We start from the raw sequence: 19,031 nt of genomic DNA on the forward strand, positions 1-19,031 counted from the left end.
GGTGCAAAGGGCCTGGCGGGAAACTGATCGTTAACCGACGCAGTTTTCATATCGCGCGGCGCAAGGGAAACGCCGCCATGGCCGTCGCCGGACAACAGATCGAACTGGCCCGTCATCTTCTGGCGGAACCCGACGAGGCGCCGGCCAGTCCGGTCGCGGCCCTGGGCGCGGCCTTTGTGGCGGCGACGGCGGCGGTGCTGATGGCGGGGGTCATGATTCTGGGGCCGGGCTTTGCCGTCGACGAAAGCGACTGGACGCCACCATCGCGACAAGAGGCCGTCGGCCCCGCGACGATGCTGCGGTCCGACGCGGGCTGAGCGTCACGACCCCGACCCAAAGGGCGGCTCAGGCCGGCCACAGCGCCGGGAGGGTCAGAACCAGCCGGCGTTCCAGGCGATAAAGCCCACCAGCCCGAGGCCCAGCACGATGACCACGCCGGTGATCGAGACGCCGAGAACGCTGGTCATCCCGCGGATATTTTCGCCCTGACGGGCCTCTTCTGTCGTCTCCTTGATCTGTTCGTCCTCGCCCTGCATGGTCGTCATTCCTGTTTCCGATGGGACAGGAACGACTGCCGGGCCGGATTGATCCACTGCGGCGGCAAGACGCCGGGATACCGGAGAGTTCAGATCACGCCGGGAGCGTTCAAGGGCGCGCCCAATTCAAACCGCCAGGCGTCCTCGGCGGCGCGCATCGGGGCGCGGGCCTTGGCGCAGGTCTCGGCATATTCGGCGGCCGGATCCGAATCGGCCACGACGCCGGCGCCGGCCTGGACGAACACCTGGCCGTCGGCGAACAGGGCGGTGCGCAGGACGATGCAGATGTCGGCCTCGCCTCCGGCCGAGATATAGCCCACGCCGCCGCCATAGCCGACGCCGCGCTTCAGATCTTCCAGTTCGTCGATGATCTCCATGGCGCGGACCTTCGGCGCGCCCGACAGGGTGCCGGCGGGCAGGGCGGCCAGAAGCGTATCGACCGCATCCAGCTTCGGATCGGCGCGCCCCCTGACGTTCGAGACGATATGCATGACCTGGCTGTAGCGTTCGACGACGAAGCTCTCGGTGACCTCGACCGTGCCGGGGACGGAGACCCGGCCGACGTCGTTGCGGCCCAGATCCAGCAGCATCAGGTGCTCGGCGCGTTCCTTGGGATCGGCCAGCAGTTCGGCCTCCAGCGCACGGTCGGCTTCGGGCGTATCGCCCCGGCCGCGAGTGCCGGCGAGGGGGCGGATGGTGACCCCGCCATCCTTCAGCCGCACCAGAATCTCGGGACTGGACCCGGCCAGCTGGAAGTCGCCGAAGTTCAGATAGAACAGATAGGGCGAGGGGTTCTGTCGCCGCAGGGAGCGATAGAAGGCGAAGGGGTCGCCGGCCCAGGGCGCGCTGAACCGGTGGCTCAGCACCACCTGGAAGATGTCGCCCGACGCGATATAGTCCTTGGCCCGCGCCACCATCCGGCCGAAGGCCGGCTCATCGACCGGCGAGGCGAAGGCCGGGGCCCCGGCGGCTTCCGGCGGGCTGCGTCCCAGCAGCGGTTGGCGCAGTCGGATCTCGAAATCGTCCAGACGGGCGTGGGCGGCGGCCCAGGCCGGGCCGGCCTCCACGCCCGCGTCCGGATAGGCGGTGGCGACCATGACGATCTCGCGCCGCACCGAATCAAACATGGCGACCAGAGAGGGCCGGGTCAGGACGGCGTCGGGCAGGTCGAGGGGGTCGGGATTGGGCGCCCCCCCGTTCTGATCCAGCAGCCGGGGCTCCAGCAGCCGCACCATGTCATAGCCGAACACCCCGAACAGGCCGGCGGCCATCGGCGGCAGTTCGCCTCCAGCCGTGGCGGACAGATCGAACCGGGTGGCGGCGATCAGGGCGCGAAGGGACTCGAGCGCCGGCAGGGCCTCGGGGCTGAAGCGGCCGGCGGCGATCGCCGGTCCCCGGGCGATCTCCGCCGACCCGCCCCGGCACCGCCAGACCACGTCCGGGTCGAGGGTGATGATGGAATAGCGGCCGTTCAGCGCGCCGCCCTCGACCGATTCCAGCAGGAAGGCGTGGGGACGACCCAGCCCGACCTTGAGATAGGCCGAGACCGGGGTCTCCAGATCGTCGATCAGTCGCCGGACGACGACCTGGGGCCGGCCGTCGGCCAGCCCCTGGGCGAAGGCGTCAAAGCCGCCGGAGCTCGCAGCGCCCCTCTCCATGCCTCCAGCCGTCACGGCGCCGGGGTCGCCGGAGTGTCGGATGCGGCCGTGTCGGTCACGCCCAGCGCCTGGAGCGCCAGGGCGGGGTCGTTCTTGGCCTTCACCTTCAGGGCGGCGGCATTGACGATCTGCTCGACCAGGGCGTTGCCGACCTGCTGGGCCAGCCGCACCCGCACCTGCTCGCCGGCCGGGGCGGCGAGGGCCGGGACCGCCGGATGGATCGCATCGACGCGTCCGACCACAAATCCGCCGTCGGCCTGACCGGAGAAGACCTGTCCCCGACCCTGACCGAACAGGCCTGCGACGACCGCCTCGCCAAACTCGGTCTGGACCGCCGGCGACTGCTGCACGGAGGACCGGCTGATCAGGGCGGCCCCGGCCGAGGCGGCGACAGCGGCGATGTCTTGACCGCCGCGAACACGCGCAGCCAGTTCGTCGGCGCGGGTGGACAGGCGACGGGCCATCTCGCGACGGGTCCATTCCTGCACCAGAGGTTCGCGCACCTCCGCCAGGGTGGGCAGGGCGGCGGGCCGGATGTCGTCGAGACGCAGCACGAAATACTGGCCCTGACCGGCGTCGATCACATCGCTCTCGCCGCCCTTGGACAGGGTCCAGGCGTTCTGGAGGATTTGCGGCGGGGCATTCATCGGCTGGCCGTCGGGCAGTTTGCCGTCCTGGGTGAAGGGCGGCAGCTGGATCGTGCGGGCGCCGATCAGTTCGATGGCCTGGGCCAGGGTCTTGCCCTCGCTCCGCGCCTTTTCATACTGTTCAACGCGTTGGAACACCCGGGCCTTGGCGTCCTCGTCACGCAGTTCGGCGATCAGGGCGGGGCGGGCGCTTTCAAGGGTCGCCGCGGTCCCGGCCACGATGCCGGTGACCTTGACGACCGTGAAGCCCACGCGGCCCTGGATGGCGTCGGGCACCTGACCCACCTGGGCGCCGAATACGGCAGCGGCGACGGCGGGATCGGACACCGCGCTGCGCGGCGTGGCTGTGAAGGGAGTCGGCTGGACCCCGCCGTTGGCCTGGCCGGCGGCCTCGGGCGTCTGGCCGGCGCGCAGGGCGGCGACGATCCGGTCGGCCACAGCCTTGCTGGGCGCCGTCAGGGTGACGAAGGTCCGGGTCTCCGGCTGGGACAGGGTGTCCTTCTTGAAGTTGAAACGCTCGACGATCCGCGCCTCGGGGATGGGGGCGGCAGAGGCCTCCGGTCCGTCATTGAACAGGACGACCGAGGCGATGCGGAACTCGGGGCGGCGCAACTGGGCGGCGTTCTCATTGATAAAGGCGTTCAGCTGGGCGTCCGTCGGGGCAGGGGGCGCCCCGACCATGGCCGGGGTGATCATGAACCAGCGTCCGTCACGGGTCTGCATGGCGCCGGCGGCCAGAAGGGCGCCGTAGATCCGGGGCAGGCGCACCCCGGCGATCGCCGCAGAGCCGAACTGGGTGATGGTTTCCTGATCGCGCAGTTCCTGTTCCAGAATCGCCGGAGTGACGCCCTCACGGGCCAGGATTTCCTGATACTGGGCTTCGTCGAACTTGCCAGACACCTGGTTGAAGAAGGCGGGCAGGGCGCGGATCTGTTTGATCACCAGATCCTTGCCGGGGCGGATGCCGGCGTCCCAGGCCCAGGCCAGAAGACCCAGCTTGCGGGTGTTCTCTTCCAGATAGCGAACGTGGACGTTCTCCTTGACCAGATCCTCATTGGTGAAGGTGCGGCCGCTCTCCTTGCCGGCATTGGCGCGGATGCGGTCGAAGTCCTGGCGGAACTGCGCCTGATCGAGGCTGCGCGAACCCGCGCTGATCACATGTTTCGGCCCGAGGCTTGAAAAGACGTCCATCTGCGCGCCGGTGAAGACCACGGCGAAGCCGACGATCGCCAGAAGGCCGATCGCCCATTTCGAGCGGGCGAAGTTGCGAAACAGGGTGATCATTCGGGCGGACCTGGTGTCTGGGCGCGATGGAGAACGCCGCCTCGGCGTATAGGCAGGGCGCGACGGCGCGGCAAGCGGCAGACCCGTGGGTAAATCCGTCTCCGGCCGGCCGTTCGCTGCGCCGGGCTCTGGAACAGGGGAATGCGGCGACAGCTTGGCTTCGCCGATCGCCTTGCCTAAGAGAGCCCCATGAAACAATCCGTGAAGATGATCGTCGGCAACTGGAAGATGAACGGCCTGTCGGCGAATCTGGCCGAGGCCCTGGCCCTGTCGCAGGCCCTCCGTGACCAGCCGGCCGCCAGCCGTACGGCCCTGTGTCCGCCCGCAACCCTGATCGACCGGATGGCCCGCGCCCTCGAGGGAAGCGGCGTTGAGGTCGGGGGCCAGGATTGCCATGCCAGGGCGGCCGGCGCCTTCACCGGATCCGTGTCGGCGGACATGCTTTTCGACGCCGGGGCGCGGCTGGTGATTCTTGGCCACTCCGAGCGTCGGGCGGCCTTTGCCGAGGCCGACGCCGATGTCGCGGCCAAGACCGACGCGGCCCTGTCGGCCGGGCTGGAGCCGATCCTCTGCGTCGGTGAGACCCTGGCCCAGCGCGAGGCTGGCGACGCCGTCGCCGTGGTCAGCGCGCAGGTCGCAGGCTCCGTCAGCGACGCCCTGTCCGGGCGCGCCTTCGCCCTGGCCTATGAACCCGTCTGGGCCATAGGCACGGGTCTGACGCCGTCGCTCGAACAGATCGGGGAGGTGCACGCCGCGGTCCGCGCAGCCCTGATCGCACGGCTGGGCGAGGCCGGCCGCACCCCCCCGATCCTGTACGGCGGTTCGGTCAATCCCTCGAACGCCGCTGAAATTCTCGCCGTGCCGGAGGTCGGGGGCGCCCTTGTGGGCGGCGCGTCGCTGAAGGCCGCAGACTTCCTGCAGATCATTCGCGCGGCCTGAGGCGGACCCGCCGGATATCGCGGTGTTGCGTCGGTTCGTCGCATTTGGCACGGTTAACGGGACTCCCGTCTGGGCGCGCTGATGCGTCCGCGGCGCATGGGGGGGAACCGCTTGTCCGACAGAGGTCTGAAGACCCGGGGCCAGGGGGCCGTGCGCCTTTCGACAAGGCATGGAAACGCCAATGAACAATTATCTGACGCTCGCCTTTGCGGCCGGCGTTCTGGGGGTGCTGTACGGCGCCATCCAGACCGGGGTGCTGATGAAGGCCGGCACTGGCAATGACCGAATGCGAGAGATCGCCGCCGCCATCCAGGAAGGCGCCTCCGCCTATCTGAAGCGGCAATACACCACCATCGCCATCGTCGGCGTCGTCATCCTGATCGCCGCCTGGCTGTTGATCGGGCCCTATGCGGCGGCCGGCTTCCTCGTCGGCGCCCTGCTTTCGGGCGCCGCCGGATATGCCGGCATGCTGATTTCGGTTCGCGCCAACGTCCGCACGGCCCAGGGCGCCTCCGAGAGTCTGGCGCGCGGTCTGGACCTCGCCTTCCGCTCCGGCGCCATCACCGGCATGTTCGTGGCCGGCGGCGCCCTGATGGGCGTGGCGGGCTACTATATCGTCCTGACCGTTCACATGGGTCTGGAGCCGACCAGCCGCGAGGTCATTGATGGGCTGGTGGCCCTGGGCTTCGGCGCCTCGCTGATCTCCATCTTCGCCCGTCTGGGCGGCGGCATCTTCACCAAGGGCGCCGACGTGGGCGGCGACATGGTGGGCAAGGTCGAGGCCGGAATCCCCGAGGATGATCCCCGCAATGCCGCCACCATCGCCGACAACGTCGGCGACAATGTCGGCGACTGCGCCGGTATGGCCGCCGACCTGTTCGAGACCTATGCGGTGACCATGGTCGCCACCATGGTGCTGGCGGCGATCTTCTTCCGCGACCAGCCCTATGTGGACGTCATGATGCTGCTGCCGCTGGCCATCGGCGGCATCTGCATCATCACCTCGATCATCGGCTCCCTCTTCGTGCGTCTCGGCAAGTCGAACAACATCATGGGGGCCCTCTATCAGGGCCTGATCGTCACCGGTCTCCTGTCTGCGGTGGCCGTGTGGTGGATTATCCGGCAACTGGTGCCCGGGGCCGTGGAAACCTCCGGCGGGCTGCTGATCCAGCCGATGAACCTGTTCTGGTCCGGCATGGTCGGTCTGGGCGTGACGGCCGCCATCGTGGTCATCACCGAATACTATACCGGCTCGAATTTCCGTCCGGTGCGTTCGGTCGCCAATGCCTCGGTCTCCGGCCATGGTACGAACGTGATCCAGGGTCTGGCCGTGTCGCTGGAGTCCACGGCGCTTCCGGCCCTGGCCATCATCGTCGGCATCGTCGCCAGCTTCCAGCTGGCGGGCCTGTTCGGCATCGCCATCGCCACCACCACCATGCTGGGCGTGGCGGGGATGATCGTGGCCCTGGACGCCTTCGGTCCGGTCACCGACAACGCCGGCGGCATCGCCGAGATGGCCGGCCTGCCGCCCGAGGTGCGCGAGAAGACCGACGCCCTGGACGCCGTGGGCAACACGACCAAGGCCGTGACCAAGGGCTATGCCATCGGTTCGGCCGGTCTGGGCGCCCTGGTGCTGTTCGCCGCCTATACCGAGGACCTGAAGTTCTTCTCGGCCGAGGCCCAGCCGGGCAGCTTCTTCTATGGTCTGGGCACGGTCGCCTTCGACCTGACCAACCCCTATGTCGTGATCGGCCTGCTGTTCGGGGGGCTGCTGCCCTTCCTGTTCGGCGGCATGTCGATGACGGCCGTGGGGCGGGCGGCCGAATCGGTCGTGGCCGAGGTGCGCCGTCAGTTCCGCGAGAACCCGGGCATCATGACCTATGAGACCAAGCCGGACTATGCGCGCGCCGTCGACATCCTGACGAAGGCGGCGATCAAGGAGATGATCGTGCCGTCGCTCCTGCCGGTGCTGTCGCCGGTCGTGCTGTTCGTCGTGGTGCTGTTCATCCAGCCGGACAAGGCCAATGCCTTCGCCGCCCTGGGCGCCATGCTGATGGGCGTCATCGTGACCGGCCTGTTCGTGGCCATCTCGATGACCTCGGGCGGCGGCGCCTGGGACAACGCCAAGAAGGTGATCGAGGAGGGCTTCACCGACAAGAACGGCGTCCTCCACGGCAAGGGATCGGAGGCGCACAAGGCGGCCGTCACCGGCGATACGGTCGGGGATCCCTACAAGGACACCAGTGGTCCTGCGGTGAACCCCATGATCAAGATCACCAACATCGTCGCCCTGCTGCTGCTGGCGGTGCTGGCGTCGGGCAAGATCGTCTGACCGATGCGGCCTCCGTCACGGCGTTCGCGGCGTGGCGGGGGATCGCTCAAATACGAAACGCCCCGGAGAGCGATCTCCGGGGCGTTTTTGAATTCGGGGCCTTTGGCCGGGAATCTAGTCGGGGCGGCGCTGGCCGGGATCGTCGTCCTGTCGGGGCAGCTGGCCGCGGGCGACGTTGCCGAGCAGCTGTTCCAGGATGGTCAGGCTGCGGCCGCGGGTCGGGGTCTCGCGACGTTCCATGGCGATCTGGCGACCGTCCTCCAGCCCCAGGGTGCGAACCCCGGCCACCTTGCCGTCGGCCTCGTTGAAGGTGATCTCGGTAACGCTGCGCTGTGACACCTTGGCGGTATTGTAGGTGTAGCGCTCCGTCGTTTGGGTCATGTAGTACCAGACATTGTCGCCCTCGAAGGTCGAGGTCGTCGACGGCGTACCCAGACGCGCCAGCACCGTTTCCTTGGTGTCCGTGCCGGCGACGACGTCGGCGGGTTTGGCGTCGATGGCCTGGAAGCCGTGCTGACCGACGACGGGGGCGCAGGCCCCGAGGGCGCCGGCGCTCAGCGCCACAAGGGCGGCGGCTCCGAATAGGGGGGCGTAACGGGGCATGAAACAGTCGCCTGGATTGAACAAGGTCTTTGACCTAACCGGACCCGCGTCCTAGTTCAACGGCGCGGCGGAAAAGGGGCCGCCCAAACCATGCTGAGAAGTCTCTTTCGAAAACGCGTCGTCGCACAGGTGGGCGATCCGCTGTACGCCGCCGTCTCGGCCCAGGCGCGCCAGCCGGGGTTCTATACCCGGATGGGCGTGGCGGACCGGATCGACGCGCGATTCGAGCTCTATACCCTGCACGCCCTGCTGCTGATCCTGCGTCTGCGCGATGAGGATGTGACTCCCGAAGGCGACCAGACGTCCGGTCCGGGCGGGGAGGCGGCCCAGGCCCTGTTCGACGCCTATGTCTCCGCCCTCGACAATGTGCTTCGCGAACTGGGCGTTGGCGATATCTCCATGGCGCGCAAGATGCGCAGCCTCGGCGAGGCCCTCTATGGCCGGATGGTCGCCTGGGAGGCGCCTCTGCGCGCCGGTGACGATGCCGCCCTGGCGCCGCTTCTGGCCCGCAATGTTCATGGGGACGAGGCTGCGGTCGGCGCTGTCGATCTGGCCCGCTATGCGATCGAGGCGCGGCGGCTCCTGGCCGGCCAGCCGTTCAGCGACATCATCGTCAGGCCCGTCTGGCCGGAGGTAGCAGCATGAGCGCGGATCCCATCCTGTCCGACATCCTGCGAATCAATGAAATCGGCGCCGGCGTCGACCGGCGGATCGAAGCCGGCGAGGACGTCCGTCGTCGCATCGCCCGCAGTCTGGACCTGATCTCGCTGGACCGGTTCGAGGCCGACCTGCACATCGCCCCGGCCCGTGAGGGCTGGCGGCTCAGCGGACGGGTCCTGGCCGACGCGGTTCAGGCCTGCGGCATCACCCTGGAGCCTCTGCCGGTCGTCATTGACCAGACCTTCTCTGTTGATCTGGTCGAGAGCGCCCCCGTGCCCGATGATGCGGGCGAGATCGAGATCGCCATCGACGACGATGTTCCGGACGTCATCGAGAACGGCCGGATCGACCTCGGTCAGTATGCCGTGGAGCAGTTGGTCTTGTCGCTCGACCCCTTCCCGCGCAAGCCAGGCGCCGAGTTTGTCCAGCCTCCGGAGCCCGCCGAAATTTCGCCCTTCGCCGTCCTCAAGGCCTTCCGGCGGCCCGACGATGCCGATCCCGGCCAGGACTGAAAGTTGACCCTGGGTCGCCGGGTTTCCATTCGCCGCGGCCATCGCTATCTTCATCCCGCAGTTGAGCGCCGCAACAGACGGCGCGTGGAGCTGAATGTCCTTGCCTTCTCCGACCGTGATTTCCCTCGACGCCATGGGCGGCGACCATGGGCCGCCTGCGGTCGTGGGAGGGGTTCGTGACTATGTCCGGCGCCACGACGCCCGGGACCTGAAATTCCTGCTTCACGGCGACGAGACGGCCATTCGCGCCGAGATCGCGAGGCTGCATCTCGATCCGGCACTGGTCCAGGTCCGCCACACCGACAAGGTCGTGGCGATGGACGAAAAGCCCGCCCAGGCCATGCGCCGGGGCAAGGGGTCCAGCCTCTGGAACGCCATTGATTCGGTGAAACAGGGCGAGGCCGGCGCGGTCGTCTCGGCCGGCAATACCGGCGCCCTGATGGCCATCTCCAAACTGATCCTGCGCATGTCGGCCGAGGCGCTGGAGCGTCCGGCCATCGTCGCCGGCTGGCCGACGTTGAAGGGCATTACGGCCGTGCTGGATGTCGGCGCCAATATCGAGAGCGACGCCCGGCAGCTGATCCAGTTCGCCATCATGGGCGAGGCCTATCATGCGGCGGTCAACGGCGTGGCCAGGCCGGTGATCGGGGTTCTGAACGTCGGTTCCGAGGACATGAAGGGCCATGAGGAGGTGCGTGAGGCGCACCGCATCCTGCGCAGCGGCGAGCTGGACCTGTCCTACTACGGCTTCGTTGAGGGCGATGACATCGCCAAGGGCACGGTGGATGTCATCGTCACCGACGGCTTCACCGGCAATATCGCGCTCAAGACCGCCGAGGGCACGGCCCGCTTCATCTCGACCCTGTTGAAGGAGGCCCTGACCTCCAGCGTCCAGTCCCGGATCGGCGCCCTGATCGCCCTGCCGGCGCTGAAGGTGATGCGGCGTCGCATCGACCCGAACGCGATTAACGGCGGACCCCTGCTCGGGCTCAACGGCATTGTGGTCAAAAGCCACGGCGGCGCCGACGCCAGCGGCTTCGGGGCCGCCATCCGCATCGCGGTCGATCTGGCCCGCAGCGACTATCTTGAGAAGGTCGGCCTCAGTCTGGGTCGGCTGGGCGAGGTGATCGAGGCGGCCGAGACCGCCCAGATCGGCGCACCGGCTATCGAAGAGGCGACCCAGTGAGCGTGACACGCAGTGCGATTACCGGGGTGGGGTCCTACCTGCCCGAGAAGATCGTGACCAATGCCGATCTGGCGAGGTTCGTCGACACCACCGACGAGTGGATTACCGACCGGACCGGCATCAAACAGCGCCACCAGGCGGCTGAGGACCAGCCGACCAGCGATCTGGCGGTGGAGGCGGCCCGTCGCGCGCTGGAGCATGCGGGTCGCAGCGCCGCCGATGTCGACATGATCATCGTGGCCACCACCACGCCCGACATGACCTTTCCGGCCACCGCGGTCATCGTCCAGGCCAAACTGGGATGTCCGGTGGGCATCGCCTTTGACGTCCAGGCGGTCTGTTCGGGCTTCGTCTATGCCCTGAGCGTGGCGGACGGATTCGTGGCGCGGGGACTGTCGAAATGCGCCCTGGTCATCGGCGCCGAGGAAATGACCCGGCTGATGGACTGGACCGACCGGACGACCTGCGTGCTGTTCGGCGACGGCGCCGGCGCCGTGGTGGTCGAGCCGCGCGAGGGGCAGGGGACCAAGGCCGATCAAGGCCTGCTCGGCTTCGCCCTGCGCGCCGACGGCTCGAAGACGGACCTGTTGTACGTCGATGGCGGTCCGTCCACGACCGGCACGGTCGGCCAGTTGCGGATGCTGGGCAATCAGGTGTTCCGTCATGCGGTCGTCAATATCGCCGAGGCCGTGACCCTGGCCTGCAAGGCCGCGGGTCTCGAGGTGTCCGAGGTCGACTGGTTCGTGCCGCACCAGGCCAACCAGCGCATCATCAAGGGCGTCGGCGACCGGCTGGGACTGGACGAGACCAAGGTCGTCCTGACCGTGGCGCAGCACGCCAATACCTCGGCGGCGTCCATACCCCTGGCGCTCGACACGGCGATCCGCGATGGCCGCATCAAGCGGGGCGATATCGTGCTTCTCGAGGCCATGGGCGGCGGCCTGACCTGGGGCGCCTGCGCTTTCCGGTTGTAAAACACGTTTACGACTTTTGTTTTTGGCGCTTTTCGCCTTTTATATGCGCGTCTTGAGGGCTGGAGGCTGAGGCTATGGGTGAACAGGCGACACTGACCCGGGCCGACCTGTGCGAGGCGGTCCATGAAGAGGTGGGCCTGTCGCGACAGGAATGCTCCGCCATGGTCGAACGCACCCTGGAGCTGATCGTCGAATCGCTCGAGCGCGGCGAGACCGTCAAACTGTCCGGTTTCGGCGTCTTTCAGGTGCGTGAGAAGCGCGCCCGTATGGGGCGCAACCCGAAGACGGGGGAACCCGCCGCCATCAATCCGCGTCGCGTCATCAGCTTCCGCGCCTCGCAGATCATGAAGGCCCGGGTCCACGACGCCGTCGTCGGAACCTGACCTCCATGGCGACCGCGTCCAGGACGACCGTCAAGGGACCGAACGCCTTTCGCACCATCTCCGAGGCGGCCGAGGCCGTGGGCGCGCCCCAGCATGTGCTGCGCTTCTGGGAGACGAAATTCGCCTTCGTGACGCCGGTCAAACGCGCCGGCGGCCGGCGCTTCTATCGTCCCCGGGACGTGGTGGTGCTGAAGGCCATTCGCCGGCTGCTGCATGACGAGGGCCTGACCATCAAGGGCGTCCAGCGCCTGCATCAGGAACAGGGGCTGGCGCGGCTGGCCGCCTATGGCGACCCGGAGGCGGGCTTCGCCATGGACGCCGCCGACCTCGCCCGCCCTGCATCACCCCCCCCGGGCAGATGGGCCGGCCTGCACGACGTTCTGGTCGATCTGCAGGCCGCCAAGTCGCGACTGGACGCCGTGCTGGCCGGATAGGGGCGGGGGCTCCGCATTTTTGCGGCTTTTAGGGTTTGCGGCGCGCGGGACGCCCCGCTATACGACCGCCTCTCGGAGCGTGGCGCAGCCTGGTAGCGCACTTGACTGGGGGTCAAGGGGTCGCAGGTTCGAATCCTGTCGCTCCGACCATCTTCTTGAAGAAGACGGTTGGTTAGAGGGGTCGCTTTCGGGCGGCCCCTTTGTCGTTTGGGGGCCTCAGCCCTTGCCGCCGCCCCGCTCGGCCCAGCTGAACAGGGGCAGGAGCGGCACGCCCCACAGGGTCCCGGCCAGACCGTAGAAGGCCAGCTGGGCCAGCCAGTGGTCCGGCAGGTGTTCGCCCACGGCGATCACGGCCCAGATATAGAAGGCCAGGAAGGCCAGGGTCAGGATCGAGGCGATGGCGCGGCGGCCGCTGGGCTTGGTCACGGGCTGCATCAGCGCATGTTCCGGAACAGATAGTAGGCGGCCAGGCTGAGGGCCGCCCCGGCCAGCGACCAGACGACCCAGGTCCATTCGCCCATCGTGGTCAGGGCGAACACCCGGATCGGCAGGAACCAGCCGCACAGGGCGCCCACCCCGGCCACCAGCAGGGCGCCGAAATAGCCCCGGCGGCCGGTCAGCATGTCGGCGATGGAGGCGACGACCAGCGTCCCCAGCACGGCCACGACGATATCGGCGTATTCCAAGCCGCCTCCTCCAACAGTGTTCGATTTCGCCTGCGACATCGCGCGGCCAAATCGGCTTTGATCTTGCCCCGATCGGGGGGCATACCGCCACGGTCGGGGGCCGACCCTTTCGGACGCCGACAGTCTATCCGTCAGGACCGCAGGCGTCGAATGAACCGATTTATCCAGCGTGACCAGAGCCGCGCCGTCGCCGTCTGGCTTTTCGCCTGCGCCGCGATCGTCTTTCTGATGGTGGTGATCGGCGGAATCACGCGGCTGACGGGCTCCGGCCTGTCGATCACCGAATGGAAGCCGATCATGGGGGCGCTGCCGCCCATGAACGCCGCCGACTGGGCCGAGGCGTTTGCGAAATACAAGGCCATTCCCCAGTACCGACTGGTCAATGCCGGCATGAGTCTGTCCGAGTTCCAGACCATCTTCTGGTGGGAATGGGGGCATCGGCTGGTCGGGCGGCTGATTGGCCTGGTCTTCGCCCTGCCGTTCGTCGTCTTTCTGGTCCTGAGACGCATTCCGCGCCGCCTGGTCTGGCGCTGCGCCCTGCTGCTGGCCATGGGCGGTCTGCAGGGGCTGATCGGCTGGTGGATGGTGTCCAGCGGCCTGTCCGAGCGGGTCGACGTCGCGCCCGAACGGCTGACGACGCATCTGGGTCTGGCCCTGCTGATCTTCGCCGGCCTGATCTGGACCGGGATGGAGGCCTGGTCCGGCGAGGACCATTCGCGCTCGCCGGGCGGCTGGAGCCGGGGCGCGGCCCTGCTGTGGGGCGCGATCTTCTTCCAGTGTCTGCTGGGCGGGCTGGTGGCGGGCGCCAAGGCCGGGTTTGTCTATACGGACTGGCCGCTGATGAACGGATCGTTCTTCCCGCCTGCCGATTGGGGGAAGGGCGCCCTGGCCTTCCTGCACGATCAGGCGCTGGTCCAGTTCAACCACCGCATCTGGGCCTATGGCCTGCTGCTGGCGGTGACCCTCTATGCCATCCAGGGCTGGCGCTGGCGCCTGGCCGAGGGTCTGGGCGCCTCGGCCATCGCCCTGGCCGTCGCCCTGTGGCTACAGGCCGCGCTCGGCGTCGTGACCCTGATCCACGCCGTGCCCCTGTGGCTGGGCGGCCTGCATCAGGCGGGCGCTGCCCTGGTCCTGGCGGTGGCGACGATCAACCTTTGGCTGGTCCGGCGATCCCGGCCACGCGTCTTCATGTCCGGACCGAGGTCCATGGGCCTCTGATCGCCAGGGTCATGCCCGGGTACATGATGTTGACGAACAGCACCTCTCCGTCCGGCGAGAAACAGGCGCCGGCGAACTCCGAATTGCCGGTGAAGACGTTGCGGCCGATCGTATAGACCCTGCCGTCCGGGGTGACCCCCTTCAGGTGGTTGCGCACCTCTTCGGAATAGTTGTCCTCGCACAGGATCAGGTGACCCCAGGGCGCGATGGTGAGGTTGTCGGCCATGTTCATGGTCTTCAGGTCGGTGCTTTCCACGAACAGCTGCAGACGGTCGGCGGCGCCGTTCAGGCCGGGAACCAGTCGCATGACCTGACCACGCCGGATCGGGCCGCCCGAGGTGGCGGTGAAGTACATTTCATCGTCGCCCCACCAGACGCCCTCGCCGCGGGCGACCAGGGCGGCGCCGGAGGCATGTCCGCGCTGGCGCAGGTCGCCGGCCGGATCCTCGACATCGACCATGTCGATCCACTCGATCTCGCGCCAGTCGCCGACGGCCCACAGGCGGCTGTCCTGATTGCGGGTGTCCGCCGAGGGGGCGCCCTTCAGCGCCATGGCCTGCAGTTTGCCGCCGTCCGCCAGCCTGCCCGGCGTGGTCGGGATGAAGCGGTAGAACAGGCCGTCGTTCTGATCCTCGGTCAGATAGGCCATGCCCGTGCGGGGATCGATACAGACAGCCTCGTGGTCGAACCGGCCCATCGCCTTCAGCGGGACGGGATCGACCAGGCCGGTTGCGGCGGCCGGCACCTCGAACACCCAGCCATGCGGCTTCATCACATCGGCGTCGGCGGGGGTATCGACCGTCTCCTCGCAGCTCAGCCAGCTGCCCCACGGGGTCGGCCCGCCGCAGCAGTTGTTCGAGGTGCCGGCGAGCGTCAGTCGCCGGCTGATCACCGCCCGCGTCCCAAGGTCATAGACCAGGGTCGAACAGCCGCCGGGCAGGGGGCGCCCGTCCTTGTAGGTGTCAAAGGCGCGGCCGGCGTCCAGCAGGCCGATCCGCTCCTGCTTCAGGCCCCCGGGACCCAGATTGCGGTGCAGGCCGCTGGACCCCTTGAGCTCGTGATTGATGACCAGGGCGACCTGGCGGTCATTCAGCGGGAAACAGGCCATGCCGTCGGGCTGGCCCGGGGCATAGAGGCCGTCGTCCATGGTGTCGCCGCTCTGGGCCACGACCTGATAGGAAAAGCCATCGGGCAGGTCGAGCAGGCGGTTGGGGTCGGCCCTCAGCGGGCCATAGCCCTCGACCTCATTGATATAGGTCTCGCCCCCGGCGGTGGTTACGGCGGCGTTCTGGGCCAGCGCATGCCGGGCGAGGCCGGAGAAGGCCAGGGCGGCGGCGCTGCCGGCCAGAAGGCCGCGACGGTGGGTGAGCATGGGACGATCCGGTGGCGACTGTTATGATGTAGCGGCTAGACCGAAACGGTCACGTTTCGATGACGAAAATCGACCGCTTGCCCGCCGCGAATGCGGTATTTTCATACCGTATCTAAAATAGGCATAGTTTTCAGTATGTTGCAGCCTTCCCGTGTAGGGGGCGCGTATTGACCCGCCCGGTCCTCTCCTCTATCAGCGCGCCTTCCGTTCGTTCCGGCCAGTGGTCGGGAGGAGCCAAGAGTTTTTTCCGTTCTCCTGGGACCCTTCGTCATGTTGAAGACCACCACGGCTTCGCTGAAGCCGGCCGAGGTCGAAAAGAAGTGGATTCACATCGACGCCGAAGGCGTCGTCGTGGGCCGCCTCGCGACCTTCATCGCCAACCGCCTGCGCGGCAAACACCTGCCGGGCTACACGCCCCACGTTGACTGCGGCGACTATGTCGTCGTGACCAACGTCGACAAGGTCGTGTTCACCGGCAAGAAATCGACCGACAAGGTCTACTATCGCCACACCGGCCACCCGGGCGGCATCAAGGAAACGACCCCTGCCAAGGTTATGGCCGGCAAGTTCCCCGAGCGCGTGCTGGAAAAGGCTGTCGAGCGGATGATGCCCAAGGAAAGCCCCCTGGCCCGCAAGCAGATGACGCACCTGCGTCTGTTCGTCGGTTCGACGCACACCCATGAAGCCCAACAGCCCGAGACGATCGCCTTCGCGGCGGCTTCGGCCAAGAACACCCGGAGCGTCTGAGCATGACCGACGTGACCACGGAAGCCACCGGCTTCGACGCCCTGAAGGGCCTGTCCGCCACGGCCGAGGCCGCCCCCGAATACGTCCAGAAGCTGGACGCCCAGGGCCGCGCCTACGCCACCGGCAAGCGCAAGAACGCGATCGCCCGCGTCTGGGTCAAGCCCGGCACCGGCAAGTTCACCATCAACGGCAAGGACCAGATGCAGTATTTCGCCCGCGAAATCCTGCGCATGATGATCGCCCAGCCCCTGGTCGTCTGCGGTCGCGAGACCCAGTTCGACGTGGTCTGCACGGTCGAGGGTTCGGGCCTTTCCGGCCAGGCCGGCGCCATCCGCCACGGCCTGTCGCACGCCCTGACCCACTATGAGCCGGCCCTGCGCCCGGTCCTGAAGCCGCACGGCTTCCTGACGCGCGACAGCCGCGTCGTCGAGCGCAAGAAGTACGGCCGGGCCAAGGCCCGCAAGTCCTTCCAGTTCTCGAAGCGCTAGGCCGTTTCGCGACAGCGATACAAAACGGGGCGCTTCGGGAAACCGGAGCGCCCTTTTTTCTTTGAGGTTCGCTTGGCCATCACGATCGAGAAGGGTGTCGAGCACCCACCGACCTACTGCGAATGTTGCGGTCGAACGACGCGCGTCCTGAATGGCTATGCGTCGGATGAGGTCGGCGCGCTCGCGGCGTACGTGGTCCAGTGGACCGACGGACATGTCGCAGACCAAGGCGCCAACTTTGACCTCATCATTGGCGAATGGGGCGGAGCGCCTGCTTCAAGCCGTGTCGCCGTTAGCCTTGAATATCGGATAGTTGAGACGGGGCCTGCCTTCCGGGTGGTGGACGCCGGCAAACGGAGCATCGCCGACAGCCCCTTGGTAGCTAAAGCCTTGAATCGCGAGGACGTGGTTGGCACGCCCCTCGCCAAGGATGTGTTCGCCATCATCGATGCCATCTGGTTGCAGGACCAACGCGTCCTTGACCTGCACCCCCCGGTTCCAGGTTCGGAATTCTGAATGACCCACACCCTCTTCATCGACGGCGAGGCCGGGACCACGGGTCTGGAGATCCGCGAGCGGCTGAAGGGCAGGGGGGAACTGTCGTTCATCTCCCTCGGGGAAGGCGACCGCAAGGACGCGGCCAAACGTCGGGAGGCGCTGAACGCCGCCGATCTGGTTATCCTGTGCCTGCCAGACGAGGCGGCGAAGGACGCGGTCGCCATGATCGACAACCCCGAGGTCCGGGTGATCGACGCCTCGACGGCCTACCGGATCGCCACCGGCTGGACCTATGGTTTCGCCGAGCTGCGGCCGGGCCAGCGGGAGGCCATTTCGGCGTCGAAACGTGTGTCCAACCCCGGCTGTTATCCGACCGGCTTCCTCGGTCTGGTCGCGCCCCTGGTGCGGGCGGGGATCATTCCCGGCTTCCTGCCGATGACGGTCAATGCCGTGTCGGGCTATTCCGGCGGCGGCAAGTCGATGATCGCCGAGTTCGAGGGCGCGGACGCGGCCAAGGCGCCGCCGTACCGCGCCTATGGCTTGAGCCTGAAGCACAAGCACGTGCCCGAGATGACCCGCCACGCCGGCCTGAACCGCGACGTCCTGTTCACTCCGGCCGTGGGCGCCTACCGTCAGGGGATGATTGTCGAGGTTCCCCTGCAGCTGTCGGCCCTGCCGTCGCGCACCTCGATCGAGGTCATCCACGGCGCCCTGGTCGAGGCCTATGACGGCGAACGGTTTGTCGAGGTCGCCTCCCTGGAAGAGACCGAGGCCATGACCGGTCTGGCCCCCGAGGGTCTGAACGGCACGAATTCCATGCGTCTGCATGTGTTCGGCGATCGTGAGGGCGAGCAGGTGCGTCTGGTCGCCCTGCTGGACAACCTGGGCAAGGGGGCGTCCGGCGCGGCGGTCCAGAACCTGAACCTGATGCTGGGCCTGTATGAGGCGACCGGGCTGGAATAGACTCTCCTCCCCATCGCACTTGCGATGGGGAGGGGGACCACGAAGTGGTGGAGGGGTTCTTCAGCCCCACGAGCGTTGCTGTTTCAAGAACCCCTCCGTCTCGGCGCAAGGGCGCCGATCCACCTCCCCACGCCTGCGGCGCTGGGAGGAGACTTGAAACTGCTTCGTCTTTCCCGACGTAGTGGAGGCATGACCCAGTTCTCCCTTCCCCGACGTTCGCTGTTGCTCGGCGCCGGCGCCGTGCTGGCGGCGGGGTGTTCGTCACGCGCGTCTGCCGCAGACGCCTTCGCCGCCTCGCCGTTCCGGCGCATGACCGAGGCCCAGTGGCGGGCGGCCCTGCCGGCGGCCAGCTATCGCGTCCTGCGCCAGGCTGCGACCGAACGCCCCTTCACCAGCCCCCTGGACAATGAGAAGCGGGCCGGGACCTTCGTCTGTCGCGGCTGCGAGCTGCCCCTGTTCCTGTCGGCCTGGAAGTTCGACAGCGGCACCGGCTGGCCCAGCTTCTTTCAGGTCAATCCGGCCAATATCGGCACGAAGACCGATTTCGAGATCGGCATTCCGCGCACCGAATATCACTGCGCCCGGTGTCTGGGGCATCAGGGCCATGTCTTCGACGACGGCCCGCGGCCGACCGGAAAACGCTATTGCAACAACGGCGTGGCGCTGTTGTTCAGGCCCGGCTGAGCGCGCGCAATGGCGAATCCGGAGCTCGGCGAGGTGATTGTCGAGAGTCTTCGCACGGGGGCCTATCTGAAGGTGACGGCCGTCCATGTCGCCACGGGACGCGAGGCGGTGGCCATAGGCCCGGCCCATGAGCCGAAAGCCGTCGAACGCGTCGCCGTGGCCAAGCTCAGGCGTCTGCTGCCCCCCGGCTGACACAAGATGTTGTGGTCAGGGTCGGCCGGGACTAG

Annotated in this window: 23 protein-coding genes and 1 tRNA gene; 17 read left to right on the forward strand and 7 right to left on the reverse strand. The window is 67.6% G+C overall.

The window, feature by feature from the left end; genetic code table 11:
• Nucleotides 1-77 precede the first annotated feature (77 nt).
• On the forward strand, nt 78-317 hold the full coding sequence (locus tag ACW17W_RS08110; RefSeq protein WP_492076410.1) for a hypothetical protein: 240 nt from the start codon (nt 78-80) through the stop codon (nt 315-317).
• A 54-nt stretch (nt 318-371) separates the two neighbouring features.
• Here the strand turns inward: ACW17W_RS08110 and ACW17W_RS08115 are convergent, their stop codons facing one another.
• The 3 genes from ACW17W_RS08115 to ACW17W_RS08125 all read right to left on the reverse strand — a co-directional run bounded on the left by ACW17W_RS08115 (nt 372) and on the right by ACW17W_RS08125 (nt 4,125).
• Entirely contained in the window at nt 372-545 is a 174-nt protein-coding gene (locus tag ACW17W_RS08115) for a hypothetical protein (RefSeq protein ID WP_492076411.1), read from the reverse strand.
• Nucleotides 546-625: 80 nt separating this feature from the next.
• The gene (gene trpE, locus ACW17W_RS08120) at nt 626-2,194 is read right to left on the reverse strand and encodes an anthranilate synthase component I (RefSeq protein WP_492076412.1); all 1,569 of its coding nucleotides are present in this window, start codon (nt 2,192-2,194) and stop codon (nt 626-628) included.
• 11 nt (nt 2,195-2,205) lie between these two features.
• On the reverse strand, nt 2,206-4,125 hold the full coding sequence (locus ACW17W_RS08125; RefSeq protein ID WP_492076413.1) for a peptidylprolyl isomerase: 1,920 nt from the start codon (nt 4,123-4,125) through the stop codon (nt 2,206-2,208).
• A gap of 189 nt (nt 4,126-4,314) precedes the next feature.
• Between ACW17W_RS08125 and tpiA the strand changes: the two genes are divergently transcribed.
• Both tpiA and ACW17W_RS08135 read left to right on the forward strand, forming a co-directional pair.
• Nucleotides 4,315-5,064: a triose-phosphate isomerase gene (gene tpiA / locus ACW17W_RS08130; RefSeq protein ID WP_492076414.1), complete on the forward strand. Its 750-nt coding sequence runs from the start codon at nt 4,315-4,317 to the stop codon at nt 5,062-5,064.
• Nucleotides 5,065-5,245: 181 nt separating this feature from the next.
• On the forward strand, nt 5,246-7,396 hold the full coding sequence (locus ACW17W_RS08135) for a sodium-translocating pyrophosphatase (RefSeq protein ID WP_492076415.1): 2,151 nt from the start codon (nt 5,246-5,248) through the stop codon (nt 7,394-7,396).
• Between the two features lie 114 nt (nt 7,397-7,510).
• On the opposite strand, the gene ACW17W_RS08140 is transcribed toward ACW17W_RS08135, so the two are convergent.
• Nucleotides 7,511-7,999, reverse strand: coding sequence for an outer membrane protein assembly factor BamE (locus ACW17W_RS08140; protein ID WP_492076416.1), 489 nt, complete (start codon nt 7,997-7,999; stop codon nt 7,511-7,513).
• A gap of 90 nt (nt 8,000-8,089) precedes the next feature.
• Between ACW17W_RS08140 and ACW17W_RS08145 the strand changes: the two genes are divergently transcribed.
• The 7 genes from ACW17W_RS08145 to ACW17W_RS08175 all read left to right on the forward strand — a co-directional run bounded on the left by ACW17W_RS08145 (nt 8,090) and on the right by ACW17W_RS08175 (nt 12,298).
• Nucleotides 8,090-8,644, forward strand: coding sequence for a ubiquinol-cytochrome C chaperone family protein (locus ACW17W_RS08145; protein WP_492076417.1), 555 nt, complete (start codon nt 8,090-8,092; stop codon nt 8,642-8,644).
• A complete protein-coding gene (locus ACW17W_RS08150; RefSeq protein ID WP_492076418.1) occupies nt 8,641-9,171 on the forward strand; it encodes a YceD family protein in 531 nt (176 codons plus the stop codon). Before ACW17W_RS08145 ends, ACW17W_RS08150 begins: the two co-directional genes overlap by 4 nt.
• 133 nt (nt 9,172-9,304) lie before the next feature.
• Entirely contained in the window at nt 9,305-10,357 is a 1,053-nt protein-coding gene (plsX, locus tag ACW17W_RS08155; protein ID WP_492080291.1) for a phosphate acyltransferase PlsX, read from the forward strand.
• Nucleotides 10,354-11,331 (forward strand): beta-ketoacyl-ACP synthase III, encoded by a 978-nt coding sequence (locus ACW17W_RS08160; protein WP_492076419.1) that lies wholly within the window; start codon nt 10,354-10,356, stop codon nt 11,329-11,331. The genes plsX and ACW17W_RS08160 overlap by 4 nt, the downstream gene beginning before the upstream one ends.
• 74 nt (nt 11,332-11,405) lie before the next feature.
• On the forward strand, nt 11,406-11,714 hold the full coding sequence (locus tag ACW17W_RS08165) for an integration host factor subunit alpha (protein WP_492076420.1): 309 nt from the start codon (nt 11,406-11,408) through the stop codon (nt 11,712-11,714).
• A gap of 5 nt (nt 11,715-11,719) precedes the next feature.
• Nucleotides 11,720-12,148, forward strand: a complete 429-nt coding sequence (locus tag ACW17W_RS08170) for a MerR family transcriptional regulator (RefSeq protein WP_492076421.1) — start codon at nt 11,720-11,722, stop codon at nt 12,146-12,148.
• A 73-nt stretch (nt 12,149-12,221) separates the two neighbouring features.
• Nucleotides 12,222-12,298: transfer RNA gene (locus tag ACW17W_RS08175), tRNA-Pro, on the forward strand.
• A gap of 66 nt (nt 12,299-12,364) precedes the next feature.
• Here the strand turns inward: ACW17W_RS08175 and ACW17W_RS08180 are convergent.
• Nucleotides 12,365-12,574, reverse strand: a complete 210-nt coding sequence (locus ACW17W_RS08180) for a DUF2842 domain-containing protein (protein ID WP_492076422.1) — start codon at nt 12,572-12,574, stop codon at nt 12,365-12,367.
• Between the two features lie 8 nt (nt 12,575-12,582).
• Nucleotides 12,583-12,834, reverse strand: a complete 252-nt coding sequence (locus ACW17W_RS08185; RefSeq protein WP_492076423.1) for a transglycosylase — start codon at nt 12,832-12,834, stop codon at nt 12,583-12,585.
• Nucleotides 12,835-12,984: 150 nt separating this feature from the next.
• Between ACW17W_RS08185 and ACW17W_RS08190 the strand changes: the two genes are divergently transcribed.
• A complete protein-coding gene (locus ACW17W_RS08190) occupies nt 12,985-14,052 on the forward strand; it encodes a COX15/CtaA family protein (RefSeq protein WP_492076424.1) in 1,068 nt (355 codons plus the stop codon).
• Here the strand turns inward: ACW17W_RS08190 and ACW17W_RS08195 are convergent.
• The gene (locus ACW17W_RS08195) at nt 14,021-15,424 is read right to left on the reverse strand and encodes an alkaline phosphatase PhoX (protein ID WP_492076425.1); all 1,404 of its coding nucleotides are present in this window, start codon (nt 15,422-15,424) and stop codon (nt 14,021-14,023) included. The genes ACW17W_RS08190 and ACW17W_RS08195 overlap by 32 nt on opposite strands.
• A 270-nt stretch (nt 15,425-15,694) precedes the next feature.
• Here ACW17W_RS08195 and rplM point away from each other — a divergent pair, with 270 nt between their 5' ends.
• From rplM to ACW17W_RS08225, 6 genes are all read left to right on the forward strand, one after another.
• Nucleotides 15,695-16,171: a 50S ribosomal protein L13 gene (rplM, locus tag ACW17W_RS08200; RefSeq protein ID WP_492076426.1), complete on the forward strand. Its 477-nt coding sequence runs from the start codon at nt 15,695-15,697 to the stop codon at nt 16,169-16,171.
• Nucleotides 16,172-16,173: 2 nt separating this feature from the next.
• Nucleotides 16,174-16,659, forward strand: coding sequence for a 30S ribosomal protein S9 (gene rpsI, locus ACW17W_RS08205; RefSeq protein WP_492076427.1), 486 nt, complete (start codon nt 16,174-16,176; stop codon nt 16,657-16,659).
• Nucleotides 16,660-16,731: 72 nt separating this feature from the next.
• Entirely contained in the window at nt 16,732-17,175 is a 444-nt protein-coding gene (locus tag ACW17W_RS08210) for a hypothetical protein (protein WP_492076428.1), read from the forward strand.
• The gene (gene argC, locus ACW17W_RS08215; protein WP_492076429.1) at nt 17,176-18,120 is read left to right on the forward strand and encodes an N-acetyl-gamma-glutamyl-phosphate reductase; all 945 of its coding nucleotides are present in this window, start codon (nt 17,176-17,178) and stop codon (nt 18,118-18,120) included.
• Nucleotides 18,121-18,309: 189 nt separating this feature from the next.
• A complete protein-coding gene (msrB, locus tag ACW17W_RS08220) occupies nt 18,310-18,804 on the forward strand; it encodes a peptide-methionine (R)-S-oxide reductase MsrB (protein ID WP_492076430.1) in 495 nt (164 codons plus the stop codon).
• 9 nt (nt 18,805-18,813) lie between these two features.
• A complete protein-coding gene (locus ACW17W_RS08225; RefSeq protein WP_492076431.1) occupies nt 18,814-18,996 on the forward strand; it encodes a DUF6898 family protein in 183 nt (60 codons plus the stop codon).
• The last annotated feature ends 35 nt before the right edge of the window (nt 18,997-19,031 follow it).

This window comes from Brevundimonas sp. FV1ye29L (assembly GCF_058681095.1).